General features: G+C 35.5%; 11 protein-coding genes, 2 pseudogenes and 1 other annotated feature. Of the genes and pseudogenes, 10 read left to right on the top strand and 3 right to left on the bottom strand.

Going from position 1 to position 15,064, the window contains the following annotated elements; all coding sequences use genetic code 11:
- The first annotated feature begins 341 nt into the window (after positions 1 to 341).
- From AAA923_RS06820 to AAA923_RS06805, 4 genes and pseudogenes are all read left to right on the top strand, one after another.
- A complete protein-coding gene (locus tag AAA923_RS06820) occupies positions 342 to 2,873 on the top strand; it encodes a M1 family metallopeptidase (protein ID WP_338215751.1) in 2,532 nt (843 codons plus the stop codon).
- Between the two features lie 217 nt (positions 2,874 to 3,090).
- Entirely contained in the window at positions 3,091 to 5,325 is a 2,235-nt protein-coding gene (locus tag AAA923_RS06815; RefSeq protein ID WP_338215750.1) for a lectin-like domain-containing protein, read from the top strand.
- A gap of 176 nt (positions 5,326 to 5,501) precedes the next feature.
- Positions 5,502 to 5,600: pseudogene (locus AAA923_RS06810) on the top strand (manganese ABC transporter ATP-binding protein); the annotation flags it as partial.
- Between the two features lie 53 nt (positions 5,601 to 5,653).
- Positions 5,654 to 6,238: pseudogene (locus tag AAA923_RS06805) on the top strand (metal ABC transporter solute-binding protein, Zn/Mn family); the annotation flags it as partial.
- Positions 6,239 to 6,470: 232 nt separating this feature from the next.
- On the opposite strand, the gene AAA923_RS06800 reads toward AAA923_RS06805, so the two are convergent.
- Positions 6,471 to 7,169: a Bax inhibitor-1/YccA family protein gene (locus tag AAA923_RS06800; RefSeq protein WP_338215748.1), complete on the bottom strand. Its 699-nt coding sequence runs from the start codon at positions 7,167 to 7,169 to the stop codon at positions 6,471 to 6,473.
- A gap of 77 nt (positions 7,170 to 7,246) precedes the next feature.
- Between AAA923_RS06800 and AAA923_RS06795 the strand changes: the two genes are divergently transcribed.
- The 3 genes from AAA923_RS06795 to AAA923_RS06785 all read left to right on the top strand — a co-directional run bounded on the left by AAA923_RS06795 (position 7,247) and on the right by AAA923_RS06785 (position 9,135).
- Positions 7,247 to 7,687 (top strand): hypothetical protein, encoded by a 441-nt coding sequence (locus tag AAA923_RS06795; RefSeq protein WP_338215746.1) that lies wholly within the window; start codon positions 7,247 to 7,249, stop codon positions 7,685 to 7,687.
- A gap of 243 nt (positions 7,688 to 7,930) precedes the next feature.
- Positions 7,931 to 8,383 (top strand): LytTR family DNA-binding domain-containing protein, encoded by a 453-nt coding sequence (locus AAA923_RS06790; RefSeq protein WP_338215744.1) that lies wholly within the window; start codon positions 7,931 to 7,933, stop codon positions 8,381 to 8,383.
- A 2-nt stretch (positions 8,384 to 8,385) separates the two neighbouring features.
- Positions 8,386 to 9,135 carry a LiaF transmembrane domain-containing protein gene (locus tag AAA923_RS06785; RefSeq protein WP_338215742.1) on the top strand — a complete coding sequence of 250 codons (750 nt, stop codon included), beginning with the start codon at positions 8,386 to 8,388 and terminating at the stop codon, positions 9,133 to 9,135.
- A 404-nt stretch (positions 9,136 to 9,539) separates the two neighbouring features.
- On the opposite strand, the gene asnA is transcribed toward AAA923_RS06785, so the two are convergent.
- Together asnA and AAA923_RS06775 are read right to left on the bottom strand one after the other, a co-directional pair.
- Positions 9,540 to 10,547, bottom strand: coding sequence for an aspartate--ammonia ligase (asnA, locus tag AAA923_RS06780; protein WP_338215741.1), 1,008 nt, complete (start codon positions 10,545 to 10,547; stop codon positions 9,540 to 9,542).
- Positions 10,548 to 10,645: 98 nt separating this feature from the next.
- Positions 10,646 to 10,896 (bottom strand) — a binding site (T-box leader).
- A 117-nt stretch (positions 10,897 to 11,013) separates the two neighbouring features.
- On the bottom strand, positions 11,014 to 11,499 hold the full coding sequence (locus AAA923_RS06775) for a GNAT family N-acetyltransferase (protein ID WP_041500283.1): 486 nt from the start codon (positions 11,497 to 11,499) through the stop codon (positions 11,014 to 11,016).
- 112 nt (positions 11,500 to 11,611) lie between these two features.
- Here AAA923_RS06775 and AAA923_RS06770 point away from each other — a divergent pair, with 112 nt between their 5' ends.
- The 3 genes from AAA923_RS06770 to AAA923_RS06760 all read left to right on the top strand — a co-directional run bounded on the left by AAA923_RS06770 (position 11,612) and on the right by AAA923_RS06760 (position 15,044).
- Entirely contained in the window at positions 11,612 to 12,460 is an 849-nt protein-coding gene (locus tag AAA923_RS06770) for a LysR family transcriptional regulator (RefSeq protein WP_338215737.1), read from the top strand.
- Positions 12,461 to 12,555: 95 nt separating this feature from the next.
- Positions 12,556 to 14,235, top strand: a complete 1,680-nt coding sequence (locus AAA923_RS06765) for a putative glycosyltransferase family protein (RefSeq protein ID WP_338215735.1) — start codon at positions 12,556 to 12,558, stop codon at positions 14,233 to 14,235.
- Between the two features lie 173 nt (positions 14,236 to 14,408).
- On the top strand, positions 14,409 to 15,044 hold the full coding sequence (locus AAA923_RS06760) for an MrcB family domain-containing protein (RefSeq protein ID WP_338215733.1): 636 nt from the start codon (positions 14,409 to 14,411) through the stop codon (positions 15,042 to 15,044).
- Positions 15,045 to 15,064: the final 20 nt, after the last annotated feature.

Genomic DNA, 15,064 nt, shown 5'->3' with positions numbered 1-15,064 from the left:
TTGGGTATTAATAATGGTTTAACTGTTTTATTAAAGGGATTTTAAGTACAGTAAATTTTAGTCGGAGGGTGTCAGTGATTTTTGCATGCTGTGGAGGTGGCGTTAGAGCTTTAGCTCTTACACCACGGGGCGACTTTGGAGACTTGCCGGGTTTTGGCAAGGCTTCAAATCGAGGTACGAGACCGTACTTTGGCTCGCACCGGTCCCCATAGCTGGCAAAAAATCACTGACAGCCAGAGACGACATATTAAATTACTATTCTTTTTATATTGAAACTAAGATATATTAAAGATTATAATAAATTAGAAATATATTAAAGAATGATTAAAAAAGGGGAACTTATGTCTGAAATAACACGCTTTTATGATAAATTTCAACCAAGTCGCTACGATGTCTTCATCGATATCGACCGTGGAACTAAAAAAATCTCTGGTAAGACCGTTATTGATGGTGAAGCTAAAGTGCCATCCATCTCAATTAACCAAAAATATTTAAATATTGAAACCGTTCAAGCTAATGGTAAAGATGTTCAATTTGCTGTTGATGATACTAATGAAGCTATCAACATTGATTTGCCACAAGCTGGCGAAACAACTTTGACAATTACTTACAACGCTAAATTGACTGACTCAATGATGGGTATTTACCCTTCATACTACGAAGTTAATGGCGAAAAGAAGCAAATTATCGGAACACAATTTGAAACAACTTTTGCTCGTCAAGCTTTCCCATGTATTGATGAACCTGAGGCCAAAGCTAAATTTGATATGGCTATCAAGTTTGACGAACAACCGGGTGAAACAATTTTAGCTAACATGCCAGAAATTAGAACTGAAAATGGCGTTCACTACTTTGATACAACTGTTAAGATGTCAACTTACTTAATTGCCTTTGCTTTCGGTGATCTTCAAAGTAAAGTTACAACAACTAAGAGTGGTGTTGAAGTCGGTGTCTTCGCTACTAAAGCTCACAAGGCCAACGAATTAGACTTTGCCTTGGATATTGCTAAACGTGCTATTGAATTCTATGAAGACTTCTATGAAACTCCATATCCACTACCACATTCATGGCAATTAGCTTTGCCTGACTTCTCAGCTGGTGCCATGGAAAACTGGGGTCTTGTTACATACCGTGAAGCTTACTTGATGGTTGATCCTGACAATACTTCGCTTGATACTAAACAACTCGTTGCCACAGTTATTACTCACGAACTTGCTCACCAATGGTTCGGTGATTTGGTAACTATGAAGTGGTGGGACAACTTATGGTTGAACGAAAGTTTTGCCAACATGATGGAATACGTTGCTGTTGATGCCATCGAACCTGACTGGAATGTTTGGGAAATGTTCCAAACATCTGATGTTCCGGCTGCTTTGCAACGTGATGCAACTGATGGTGTTCAATCCGTTCATGTGCAAGTTAATAATCCAGCTGAAATTGATGCTTTGTTCGATTCAGCTATCGTCTATGCTAAGGGTGCCAGAATGCTAGTTATGGTTCGTGCCTTGTTAGGTGACGATAACTTACGTGCTGGTTTGAAGAAGTACTTTGAAGCTCACAAGTATAACAACGCTGAAGGTGATGACCTTTGGAATGCTTTAGGTGATGCTTCTGGTATCGATGTTGGTTCAATCATGCACTCATGGCTAGAACAACCTGGTTATCCAGTTGTTTCAGCTAGTGTCGTTGATGGCAAGATTACTTTGTCACAACAACAATTCTTTATCGGTCAAGGTAAAGATGAAGCTCGTTCATGGAAGATTCCTTTGAACAGTAATTATGGTGCTGCACCTAAGATTATGTCTGAAAAGTCAGTCGTTGTCGGTGATTACGCCGAATTACACAAGGATGCCAACGAACCATTCCGTCTAAATGTCGGTAACAACTCACACTTTATCGTTAAATACGATGCTACTTTGTTGAAAGATATTTTGGATAATCTTGATTCAATCGACAACATTTCACAATTAGGAATTTTACAAGATCTTCGTCTATTGGCTGATGCTCGTGAAATTTCATACGCTGAAATCGTGCCATTATTAGGTAAGTTCGCTCAAAGTACATCAACTGTTGTTAATGCCGCATTGTATCGTGTTGCCAATAACTTGAAGAAGTTTGTTAAACCAGGTTCTGTTGAAGAAAAGAACTTGCAAGCTTTGTTCGATAAATTGAGTGCTAAGCAAGTTGCTCGTTTAGGTTGGGAACCAAAGGCTGGCGAATCAAATGACGATCAATTAACACGTCCATATGTTTTGAGCGCCGCATTGTATGCTGAAAATAAAGATGCCATTGCTAAGGCTCACGAAATCTTTACTGAAAACAAAGATAACTTGATTGGCCTATCAGCTGACATTCGTCTCTTCGTTTTGAGAAATGAAGTTAAGAACTACGGTTCTGCTGAATTATTCAATAACTTGTTGAACGATTACGTTAAGACTGCTGACCCAAGTTATAAAGAAGACCTTTCAGTTGCTATCACAAGTACACCTGATGCAGAATTGATTAAGAAATTAATCAGCAAGTTTGAAGATGCTGATACTATCAAGCCACAAGATTTGCGTGCATGGTATCGTGGAACTTTGGCAAATAAAGAGGCTCAACAAGACGCTTGGGATTGGATCAGAAACGACTGGTCATGGTTGGAAAAGACAGTTGGTGGCGATATGGAATTCTCAACATATATCACTGTTACATCAATGATCTTCCACACACCAGAACGTTTGGCTGAGTTTAAGAAGTTCTTTGAACCAAAAGTTAATACACCAGGTTTGACTCGTGAGATCCAAATGGATATCAAGATTGTTGAAACTAACGTTAACTTGATTGAAGACGAAAAAGACGCAGTTAACAAAGCAATTTCTGAAAATAAATAGCAAATTATGAAAAGAAAGCTTATCAATATTTGATGAGCTTTCTTTTTTTATGCCAAAAAGCTAAAAAATGACACAAATTCGATGTATTTTTTTCATGATGTGTATATAATTATCAAAAGATATTTTTAATTTATATATTTATGAAATTGAGGGCGGCAAAATCAGAAAATTAAATATAGTGGGGCTGTTTTGTATTGCCTTTTTTTTGATTATTTTAATGTTTGACATTCAAATCATGGGGGTTAATGCAGCAACATCTGATAGTGTTCTTCAAGAACAAAAGGACGGTCTAACAACTGCTCCAAATAATTTGGGACTTGGTAGTGGACTTAGTTCATCTAACGCTAGTAATCAGTTGTTTGTCGCAGGAGACCTTAGTGGATATACTGATTCTAACGGTACTGCAAAAAATTGGGCAACGTTGATGGATTCTGGTGGATCTACATTTACGGATAAAATGCGTGCCATTAGAATGACATTCGCGAAGAATCAAGCTGCTTCTATCTGGTCAAATGTTGATCAAGGAAATTATATTGATATAACTAAAAAGCAGACATTATCCATGTGGCTTTATTTTGGACCATCGCAACATATCGATTCTAGTGATGGATTTGGTGATGGTATGGCATTTGTGATGCAAAACTCTGATGAAGGTATTAAAGCTTTTTCACATAAAGGAACATCTATTGGAGTCGGCGAAACTTTGGGTGCTTGGGGTGTTGATAATGATAAGAATATTGATAATACCGATAGTATTGCAAGTACGGCCATTCCGGACAGTTGGGCATTGGAATTTGATACGTATGAAAATAATTCGACAGCTTCAGGCAGTTCGAGTTCCTTTGATATTGGATATCCTAATCAACATATAGCTTATGGTTATCCAGCAGAACCAACAACATATACGCGGATGGGTAGTGGTGGAATATTTTTCAAGAATTATTACTATACTCAAAAGCATTTGGGATATAAGGCAGTAACGTTACATGATGGTAAATGGCACCATTTAACGATTAGTTGGAATCCGAATACTTTTGAAGCAACGTATTCTTTTAATGATAAAAATCCAGATCCAGAGGAATCAAAAGGAGCAAATCCCATAACAGTGACAACAGAACCGTTACTAAAGAAGGAATTTGCAGATCTTTCATCTGGAAAGCTGCGTTGGGGATTTACAGCTACCACTGGGGCCAACTATGAAGCTAACTTAGTTGCATTTGAATCCATTCCTTCGTCTGTTGAAGCAGATACTACGTCAACAATTAGAGACAATACTCAAAATAAGGACGTTAATAAAGGTGACTACGTTAATTCTAATGATAATCTAACGGTTAACTATAATTTGAAATATGATAGTGGTAAAGATGTTTGGAAGAATATTGTTGCTGATTTGAAATTACCAAGTAATTTAACATATACTCCAGATGCAAATGGCGATATTGGAACGGTTACCTATAATGATGGAACAAAAGAATTGATTAAGGCTGATACTAGTTTTACCCCGGAAACTGAGGAAAATGATGCAAGTATACACTATGAATTAGAAAGAAATTTGGACAGTTCAACCAGAGGGAGTATAAGTTCAGCTGTGATTTCTATCAATGGTGTCACTAAGTCAGTTGGTTCTGATACTAATGTTGCTTCAGTTCGTTCCAAAATCGATAGTGACAATTTGCTTACGAATATAGATACACCAGCATTTAATATCAAAAAGAGTAAACCAATCAATTTAAATTTAGATAATAGTACGATGTCAGTTGGTACGGACGAGGATGCTAATATTACCGGAACGGTTTCGTATACTGATGGCTCTACCGTGACCAATTCAGATGTTTCAGTCTATGCTAAATTGAAGGGCAATGGAACCAATTCAGATACCGATTTGTCGACAACCACTTTAAGCGATTCTGATAGTTCAGGAAAATTAAATTTCAAAGTTCCAGCAGATAAGTTAAATGAACAATCAAATACTTTGGAAGTCTATGTGATGGATAAGTATGGCAATCTTTCCAATACATCGAAAGTTATAATTGCGAAAGATGGATCATTATCGCTTACAGTTAATAATGACTATAAATTTAAGAATATGAATCAAATTTCAGCGTCACGACTAATTTCTCGTAGTGGAGATTGGGATATAACAGTGAATGATAGTCGTGAAGTCAGTGCCGCCAATACTTGGAAACTATCGGTCTCAACGGGTGGTTTGTATAATGGCGGTACACCATTTAATGGTGATATAGTTTACCTGAGTTCAGGCGGGATTGAAAGTACAATGAATGACAATGATGTAGATATTGCAAATGGTGTTAAAACTCAGGTAGGCGAACAAGACACTGATATTTCTAAAAGTTGGAATAGTACTAGTGGAATCTTTTTGAGAAGCAAGGGTTTGAGTCCGGCCGGAAAATATTCTGGTGTAATTAATTGGACTTTGTCAGATACACCTTAAAATGGATATATAAATGTAAGTTCTCAGATAAAATTCTGAGGGCTTTTTTGCATTCTTGAATTTATAAAGCACTTTATTAATATAAGTGCAAAATAAAATTTAAGTTTGCCTAGTTTTTTTAATTGAAACACCATGTAGTATATGATAGCTCTGACATTAGAGCGGAGGCTCTTTTTATGCTAAATGTTAAGAACTTCACTGTCACTTATGATGACACAATAGTATTTTCTGAGGTTGCCATTAATTTTAACGTTGGTAAAATTAATGGAATCATTTGACCGAATGGTGTAGGTAAATCAACGCTGATTAAAGCTATTTTAAATTTGGTCGTGAAGTATTTGCGGCGAGTGAAAATGTGGAAGCTAAACATCTGATAACTAATAAGGATGAAGGTGACCCCCATGAGTGGCTAGATATAGCTGATGAGGTCAAATACGTTAGCACGATTATGAATGTTTTGAAACAGAAAGACCCTAAGAATGCTGGCTTTTATGAGGACAATGCTGAAACTTATATTGCCAAGTTGGAAAAATTACATCAACAGGCGCAATCTAAGTATCTACAAATACCTGAGAAACAACGTTTGTTAGTAACTTCAGAGGGGGCATTCAAGTACTTCTCCGAAGCTTATCACATTATGCCGGCATACATTTGGGAAATAAATACTGAGGCTCAAGGTACACCGGAACAGATAAAGGCTGTTTTAAGTAAAATTAAGAATTCTGATGTTAAACATTTTTTCATTGAATCATCAGTTTCGCCCAAATCAATGGATAAAGTTGCCAAAGAATCAGGATTAGAGATTTATTCTAAACTCTTTACTGACTCGCTATCTAAAAAAGGTACCACTGGCGATACATATTATTCGATGATGAAGTGGAATATTGATCACATTTATAATGGTTTGAAATAAAAAATTCCCCGCAGTCTTTTTAGTAGACTACGGGGAAATTTTTTCGATTTCAACTCACTAAAAAATCGAAAACATAGCAATTGAGGACTATTTGTTTTCGAAGTCTTCGTGAGCCATTTATAGTACTACCTTATTTGAGGTAGCGCAAGAATTTGAATTTGGGATACCGTCGGAAGTGCTGAGAGTAGACAAAAAAATCCCCAAATGATATTTGAGGACTTTCTTATAAATACTAGTTATTATTACCAAAAATTTGAATGATACTCATGAACAAGTTAATGAAATCAAGAACCAAGTTAACTGAGGCAACTAAGGCGATAGCACCCAAGCTTTCTGAGTCTGAGTAATTTTGGTAAATACGTTTGATATTTTGTGAATCAAAGGCAATGTAGAATAGGAACAAGACAATAATTACGGCGCTGGTGATCATCATCATTGCTGAACTGTGGAAAATCAAACCGTTTAGCAATTCGACAACGATAACGGCGATTAAAGCTGTGAATAAAGTTCTACTCCAAGATGTTAAGTCTTTCTTAGTAATGAAACCAATTACGGCTGAAACAACGAAAGCACCGGCTGTAACTGCCAATGTTTGAACGATGCTTCTAGCTGAATATAGGTAGAAGACAGGCACGCCGATAACTGATAAGGTAACGATAAATCCAATGTAACTCAAGAATGTTAGGAAATACGACCTCGTGGCTAAGCGACTACATAAACTAATGAAGGCAATTGGAATACCAATCATCAAAATCATTGAAATAATACGATGTTGTGCCATGCTTTGGAAAATAGCCATTGAAAGAGCTTTGTTATTTGCGATTAATTGTGCACTAATGGTCCATAGGGCGATTCCCAAGCCTGTATAGAGATAAACTAGGGATGTGAATCTTGCTAAACCAGAAGTTCTGACTTTATCTACAGATTGCATAAAATTCCTCCTCAATTATTATAGTAATAATTGTACAATAGGATAACATTTTTGACGGTTTTAAGAAAGGAAGCAGTATGGGACAGAGACATGATTTACGTTGCAGTAAGTGCGGTTACGAAATTGATGCATTGCTAGGTATCGGTATGATGTATTCGAAAACTAATATTTTTGAAGGTGAAAAGCCAATGTTGACGGAGTTGGTTGATGATAAAGAAATTACTAACCGAGCTTTGAAATCCGTAGTAGCTGGAGAAAAAATTTTAGATGATTATGGACATGAACTTTATGCTTGTCCAGAAGATTTCTACCTATTTGATAAGTTTTATTTTAAAATTGGCGATATGGAACCGGAATATCATTGTCCGTATTGTGATAATCAGTTGCAACGAGTTACCTTTGCTAAAGGAAGTTTCGGAAAAACAAGACTTAGGTTTGTTGATCAAAACAAGTTTTGGCATTGTCCGCGTTGTGGTAATGATGAGATGGTAGAAGTAAATTTTGGTAACTGGGATTAGTCAGGGATTTTATATTCCTGACTTAAACGTGTGACAAAGCATAACTTTTTCAGCTTAAACTAAATAGAGCAGTAATCCAAAATCGGATTACTGCTCTATTTACCTTAATGCTCGAAAGTTGACCATGCTTTGTCGCACTCTTTGATACCACTTAGTTTCTAAAAAGGACCACTTAGGTAGAATAGCTATACAGCCTAACTTGGATGTGGTGTAATACAGTTATCGAAAGGGGGTTGAGTCGATGTGAAGATAAGACTAGATATTTCACCTGATTATCAGGAAAAAGAAGTTGTCATCAAGGCCGCTAAAAAAGATGATGAAGTGCAACAGATTATGGACAGTATTAAAGATGTTGCAGAAAAATTTAATCATCTCAATGGCTATATCGGTGAAACGGTCTATTCGTTGGCATTAAAGGATGTTTTGTTCTTTGAAACCAATGACCGTAACGTCTACGCCCACACGACCAACAATGCCTTTCTAATTCATTATCGGTTGTATGAGCTGGAGGAGAATTTGCCTGATAATTTCTTACGGATTTCTAAGTCATCAATTTTGAACGTTGATGAGATTTTATCATTATCCAGATCAGTGACTGGTAACTTAGTTGAATTCAAAAATACTTATAAACAAGTGTACGTTTCACGGCGATTTCTACATGAGTTAAAAGATAAATTAAAGCAAAGGAAGTTTTGAATATGAGAAATAGAAATGGAATTTTCTGGGGTATTTTTCTAGTGTTGAGTGCGGCAATTCTAGTCGTCAGCCAGATGCACTTGATTACATACTCGTTTAGTTTTTGGACAGTAGCTGTGACAATTTTCTTGGCAGCTGTTTTGATTAAGAGTTTAATTTATTTCTCAATTCCGGGAACAGTGTTTTCGTTGGCATTTCTGGGAATAGTTTACGCAAAACCATTGGGAATCACGGCAATTGTTCCTTGGACATTATTAGGTGCAGCGTTGTTAGTTTCAATCGGTTTGTCGATGATTTTTCGGCCATTGATTGCCAAACATCGTCCATGGGTAAACTATAGTAAGGGCTATACGAGAGGACACCATGGGCCCTTTGTTCAGATGGATTACACGTCGAAACCCGATGTGGAGACAGTTAATGATCCAGATGTAAATGTTTATGTGAAGATGGGCAGCAGTATTCGTTACGTGAAATCTGACGATTTTAATTCAGCTAATATTGACGTTTCGATGGGAGATGCTAAAGTTTATTTTGATAATGTAAAAATTAATGATAGCGCCGCAATTAATGTCGATGTTTCGTTTGGTGGGGCAGAGTTGTTCGTACCAAGTGACTGGATTATCCGTCAAGGAATCGATACTAATATGGGAACTATTACTGAAGTCGGTAATGTTAGAACTGATGAAGATAGTCCAGAGATTACGATTACTGGTCGAGTTTCGGTTGGAAGTTTGAAGATTACCTATATTTAGATGGTCTGACTTTGGAAAACGATATTGAACTTTGATATTTAGCTAAAATATTAAAGTTAGTCATTAAAAAAGGTCTTCAACTTTGATATTTAGTCGAAATATTAAAGTTGGTGCTCAAAAATCGTCTTCTATTTTAATATTTAGCCGAAATAATGAAATAGGTCGGAAAAAAATACCTTCTATTTTAATATTTAGCCAAAATAATGAAATAGGTCGATGAAAAAAATCCTCTATTTTAATATTTAGCCAAAATAATGAAATAGGTCAGTAAAAATCACGCTCTATTTTGATATTTCCCCATAATATTAAAATAGCAATTAAAGAAAAAACTAAAAATGGTCCTACATTCTGAACAAAACAGAATATAGGACCATTATTTGTAATTAGGGAAGGATTAATATTTTTTATAGTAAGTGAATGCCATTTTCGTCACATTTCTTACGTAGGTCTTCAGGCCAAACAGCGGCTTGAACTTCACCAACGTGAGCTTTACCGAGCAATAACATACATAGACGTGATTGTCCGATACCACCACCGATTGTGTAAGGTAGTTCACCGTTCAACAATTGTTTGTGGAAAGGTAATGAGGCACGATCTTCAGCATGAGCCATCTTCAATTGTTCTCTCATTGATTCTTCACTGACACGGATACCCATACTTGAGATTTCCAAAGCCTTTTGTAGAGGTTCGTACCAGAATAAGATATCACCGTTTAATTTCCAGTCGTCATAATCAGGGGCACGGCCGTCGTGACGCTTACCACTCTTCATAGGTCCACCGATTTGCATTAAGAATACACAGCCGAGTTCCTTACAGATGGCATCTTCACGTTCTTTAGGTGTCTTGTCAGGCCAGCGGTCTTCAAGTTCTTGAGTTGTAACAAAGTGAATTTCGTCAGGCAAATGATAAACAGCCTTAGGGAATTTGTACCAAACTTCGTGTTCCATATGCTTGATAACTTTGAAAATTTGACGGACGGTGCTTTCCAAAGTTTCAGTTGTACGTTCATCTTTAGCAATGATTTTTTCCCAATCCCATTGGTCAACGTAGATTGAGTGAATGTTATCAAGATCCTCATCTTTTCTGATAGCGTTCATGTTAGTGTAAATACCTTCGTGCATGTCAAAGTGATAACGTTTCAAAGCTAGACGTTTCCATTTAGCCAATGAGTGAACGATTTCAATTGTTTCACCGGGCATACCTTTCATAGTAAAGGAAACAGGTGATTCGACACCGTTAAGGTTATCATTAAGACCAGTGCCTTTTTCGACCATCATTGGTGCTGATAGACGTGATAAATTCAATTCTTTACCAAATTCGTCTTGGAATGTTTCACGAATGTATTGAATAGCTTTTTGTGTTTCTTTAACTGATAGTTTTGGATCGTAGTCCTTAGGTATAATTAAGTCCATAATAATTTCTCCTTCTTCGGTCGATCAATTGATCGTTTTTCTTAATGAATAAATACAAAATAAAAAAAGTCTTTCATCTCAATTATTAAATTAATAATAATTGGGACGAAAGACTTTTTCGCGGTACCACCCAAGTTGCCTATATAAAAATAGGCCACCTCAATAAGAGCACTAGCATGCTCCACCGATGGTAACGTACCGGTTAACGTCTGAACTTACTCTGATTGCTCATTTTAGCCAGAAACATAAGAAAGTGTTATTCGGATAATCCATTTACTAATTGGGTTCTCACCATTCCCAACTCACTGTTAGTGTGGAAAATCTTACTCTTCTTTCTCGTCGTTTTTATCTTGTGACACTTATATTAGCATCTTTTTAAAAAAAGTAAATAATAAAATTTGAATTTTATTAATTTTGGCATAATTTCTTAGAACCCCTTTAATGTAAGAAAACGTGATTATTTAAGTTAAAAAATTAGTTCATAGAGTCGAGAATTTCGGTCTGGGTAAGGATAATTGGCATTGAATTGCTCTGGTGTGACTTGCTTAAAACCGTGCTTTTCATAAAAGTAATGTGATCTGGTTTCGCCTTCTGGGGTATCTAAGACTAATCTTTTGAAGTTGTTAGCTTGGGCGAAGTTAAGTAATTCCTGATACAACTTTGCGCCTAGGCGATTTGGTTGCCCACGAAATTTTGGATAAGTGAAGAATTTTTTGAGCACGGCTGTCTGATTTCCAATTGGCAATAAGGCGATGGAACCTACCACTTGATTTTCTTCTAATGCAATCCAGAAATTTCCACCTTTGGATTGATAATAAGAGCTGATTTGGAAAATATCATCTTGTTCAGCCATTTTAATATTTAATTTGGCTTCGATGTTTTGACAATAATTAATTAAGTCGACTAATTGAGCTAGGTGATGGGGATTATTTTGATAAGGAACTATTTGCATATGAAAGCCTCATTTCTTAAACGTTGATTTCATTGTAACTGGCAATTCCATATATGTATAATTGATAGTATGAATAGTAATTATCAAATATATTGATAGATAGGATAAATTTATGGACGTTCGTGAATTAATAACTTTTAAGACGATTTCTGAAACACGTAATTTTTCTAAAGCTGCCGATATTTTGGGTTATACGCAATCAACTGTTTCTATGCAGATTAAAAGCTTAGAACTCGAGTTAGGCGCAAAGCTGTTTGAATATAAAAAACGCCAAGTAAGCATTACTGATGCTGGTTTACAGTTGTTGCCTATGGTCGAAAAAACGTTAGAAAGCTTTTCAGATATTAAAAAATGGAATCAAACTGAAACTTCAGGAATCTTGAAGATTGCCGCTCCAGAATCCTTGACGATTTCGGTGATAGCTCCGAAACTACAACAATTTCAAAAACTTTATCCTCAGGTACAACTTGAGCTTCAGAATGCGACTTGTTTACATAATGAAGAAGTTTTGTTGCGTGGCGATGTCGATATAGCTTTTATGATGTGGCCTAGTAAACCCAGTAAGAGGTTGATAGATCATGATTTGGGTGAACAAAAAATGGTCTTAGTTAGCTCACAAAAGCAAACTTTTCAACAATTGTTAAATGATAGTCAGGCTACCTTTGTGATTAATGAACCTGAATGTAGCTATCGTAATCAGTTTGAAACTTCTGTTTGGCAGCAACATCAGCGACAATTCAGAACAATCAGTTTGCCAAGTATTGCTACAATTAAGTCAGTGGTGATTGGTGGGTTAGGATTTAGTTATTTGCCATGGGAAATGGTTAAAATGGAAGTTGAGAATGATCAATTGTTTGTTATTAAAACGGATATTATTAATCACGTTCATGGACACTTATTGACCCGCAACTATAAAACTAAATCCAATCTGATTTCTGATTTTGTTAAGGTATTTAAATAAGTTTTGAAGTATATACAGATATTAGATTATCAACTAGCACCATGCGTACTATAATTGAGAATAAATATGTTTATAAGTCTTCTAATGGTGTTGTTATGAAAAATTTGAACCGTAAGTCGAAAGTATTAATAATTTTATTAGGGTATTTGTTTATTGCCGGTATCATGTATTTAACTTTCCAAAGCAAGAGTATTTGGTATGGCGATGATGTTTATTACCAGTTTCAACGTATTCAAGGAATTAGTAAGTCCCTGAAGGAGGGACTGTTGCCGTCGATTTCCACGATTAATTTTGGAGAAATTGGCTACGCAGTCAATATTTTTTATCCGTGGATAACGTTATTACCATTTGGAATTGTTTCATTATTTAACAGCAATCCGATTTCAGCATTTTATACGGCGTTGTTCATTTATTTCTTAGCATCGCTACTGATTAGTCATTATTCGATGTATGAATTTTCAGGCTCACATTTTCAGGCGCTAATTTTTACATTGATTTATGACTTCAGCACCTATCGATTGATTGATTTGTTGAGTCGGGCAGCTTTGGCTGAATATATTGCGACTATCTTTTTACCATTATGTTTTCTAGGATTTTATGAAACATTCTTTAGAAATTATCATAAATGGTATTTGTTTGTACTGGGATTTGGAGCCATTGTTTTAACGCATGTTTTGACGACATTTATGACTATTTTGATTTTCATCGCCTTCTTGTTGTTAAACTTTATGAAGATAAAGCCACTTAAGGAACATGCGATTGCTCTGATAAAAGCTGTTTTTACAACAATACTGATAACTTCAATTTATACCGGTCCATTTATTCTGGAAGAATTATTCCAGAAGTTCCCTAAACCGGATCCACAGATATTGCAAGGATTGGAACTAACCAAGTTTTTGAAAGTAACTATGCAAAGTAATGCCAGTCGTTTTGTGGAAGGAAATCTCTATAACCCAGGCTTGATAGTTTTAGTTATTTTGATAGTCGGAGCGATTTATTTTGTAAAATTTAATAGCTTAAATAAAAAGATTTATTTAATGGGATTAGCATTATTTTTGATTTCTACCAGTCTTTTTCCATGGAGCATATTACAAAATACCCCAATCAGCGTGATTCAATATCCATACCGCTTGCTGATATTTGCCACATTGTTTGCGGCGGTCAGTGGATCACTAATGATAACTGAGTTAGTACGCCAGTGTGACATTAAGATGCAGTGGGGTGTGGCAGCTTTATGTGGGATTTTGATGATGGGGATCTGGCTTAGTTCTTTCAAATCAGCAACGAATCACACCATGATTTCTGACCCACATGGAGTTATTGATACGGCGATGATCAATGAGGACAGGATTCCAGATTCTTATTTGAATCAATATGTTCCCAAAGAGACTTTGAATTATTTATCTTCGGTTACGGAACATCAGATGTACATTAATAATAAAGTTGTAAAAGCAGTTCCACATGATGATCGTGATACTGCAGTTTTGAAAATTAATAAATTGCAAAAAGGTGATGATATTAATTTACCAATAATTCGATATCGTTTGACCAGAGTATCAGTGAATGGTAGACCAGTGCCATTTTGGACTAGTACTCGAGGGACCATTGAATTTAAAGTAAAACAAAGTAGTCGAAGCAATCGGATTGTTGTATCTTACGGGAGTGGTAAGTTGTACGCTGGCTTGATTTGCTTAACGATATTAGGATTTTTGATTATTGCAGGTGATATTTTCTTGCAGAAGCGTTTGAAGTTTATTGAAGAATTGAGTATATAGAATAAGAGTTGATGGAAATCTCTATTTCTATCAACTCTTATTTATTTATTTAATATAGTCATTTTTATGAATATGTTTGTGGATTATTTTCATGATACTGTAGAGATTATTAATTTATTAAGGAAAATTCAAATTATTATATTTGTATTTGAATTATAATAAATGTAATTTTAATGGAATATGATGGTGAAAATATGAACATTAGGGAAACGCTTGAAACTGTCTTAAGGGACTATCCTTTAACTAGTGAGGATAAGAATAATACATCTTTTAAAAATAATAAACTGGTAGCACTACTTTCTAAAGGATTTCCGAAATACTCCAATTATTTTTATAATGATCAAATGTTCGTTTCCAGTGGATCAGCTGGCCGTGGGAGATGGGCAACGATTCCTTGGATTTGTGTTTTTGATGCTGCAATATCTAAATCAGCACAACATGGATTTTATTTAGTTTATTTATTTTCGATAGATACAAACACTGTATATTTGTCCTTAAACCAAGGTTGGACTTTTTTTAGAGAAAAGTATGGTAAAAAAGAGGGTCTGAATAAAATTCAAACAGTTGGTGATTATTTTAGAGATAATTTGGTGTACGACAGGCATGAATATTTATCTAAAATAAATTTGAACTCATCTAGTTATAAAAGTACTGACCTACCTGAGGGATATGAGTACGGAAATATTTTTGCCAAAAAATATTCAATTGATGAGATGCCTAGTAATGTAACTTTAGAAAATGATTTAAAGAAAATGATAGTTATTATTTATCAATTGCAAAGGTGTTTAATTGATGTCAAAAATGTTTAATCCTCAATTAATGTGATTTT

The organism is Companilactobacillus muriivasis (assembly GCF_036246245.1).
In the GTDB taxonomy this organism is placed as follows: domain Bacteria; phylum Bacillota; class Bacilli; order Lactobacillales; family Lactobacillaceae; genus Companilactobacillus; species Companilactobacillus muriivasis.
Note: the sequence above shows the minus strand (reverse complement) of the source record. Positions and strands in the feature narration are given on the sequence as shown.

Excerpts from the sequence above, each read along its gene's own strand:
- AAA923_RS06820 (WP_338215751.1), top strand. The coding sequence starts at position 342 with ATGTCTGAAATAACACGCTTTTATGATAAATTTCAACCAAGTCGCTAC.
- AAA923_RS06815 (WP_338215750.1), top strand. The coding sequence starts at position 3,091 with ATGTTTGACATTCAAATCATGGGGGTTAATGCAGCAACATCTGATAGT.
- AAA923_RS06800 (WP_338215748.1), bottom strand. The coding sequence starts at position 7,169 with ATGCAATCTGTAGATAAAGTCAGAACTTCTGGTTTAGCAAGATTCACA.
- AAA923_RS06795 (WP_338215746.1), top strand. The coding sequence starts at position 7,247 with ATGGGACAGAGACATGATTTACGTTGCAGTAAGTGCGGTTACGAAATT.
- AAA923_RS06785 (WP_338215742.1), top strand. The coding sequence starts at position 8,386 with ATGAGAAATAGAAATGGAATTTTCTGGGGTATTTTTCTAGTGTTGAGT.
- asnA (WP_338215741.1), bottom strand. The coding sequence starts at position 10,547 with ATGGACTTAATTATACCTAAGGACTACGATCCAAAACTATCAGTTAAA.
- AAA923_RS06775 (WP_041500283.1), bottom strand. The coding sequence starts at position 11,499 with ATGCAAATAGTTCCTTATCAAAATAATCCCCATCACCTAGCTCAATTA.
- AAA923_RS06770 (WP_338215737.1), top strand. The coding sequence starts at position 11,612 with ATGGACGTTCGTGAATTAATAACTTTTAAGACGATTTCTGAAACACGT.
- AAA923_RS06765 (WP_338215735.1), top strand. The coding sequence starts at position 12,556 with ATGAAAAATTTGAACCGTAAGTCGAAAGTATTAATAATTTTATTAGGG.
- AAA923_RS06760 (WP_338215733.1), top strand. The coding sequence starts at position 14,409 with ATGGAATATGATGGTGAAAATATGAACATTAGGGAAACGCTTGAAACT.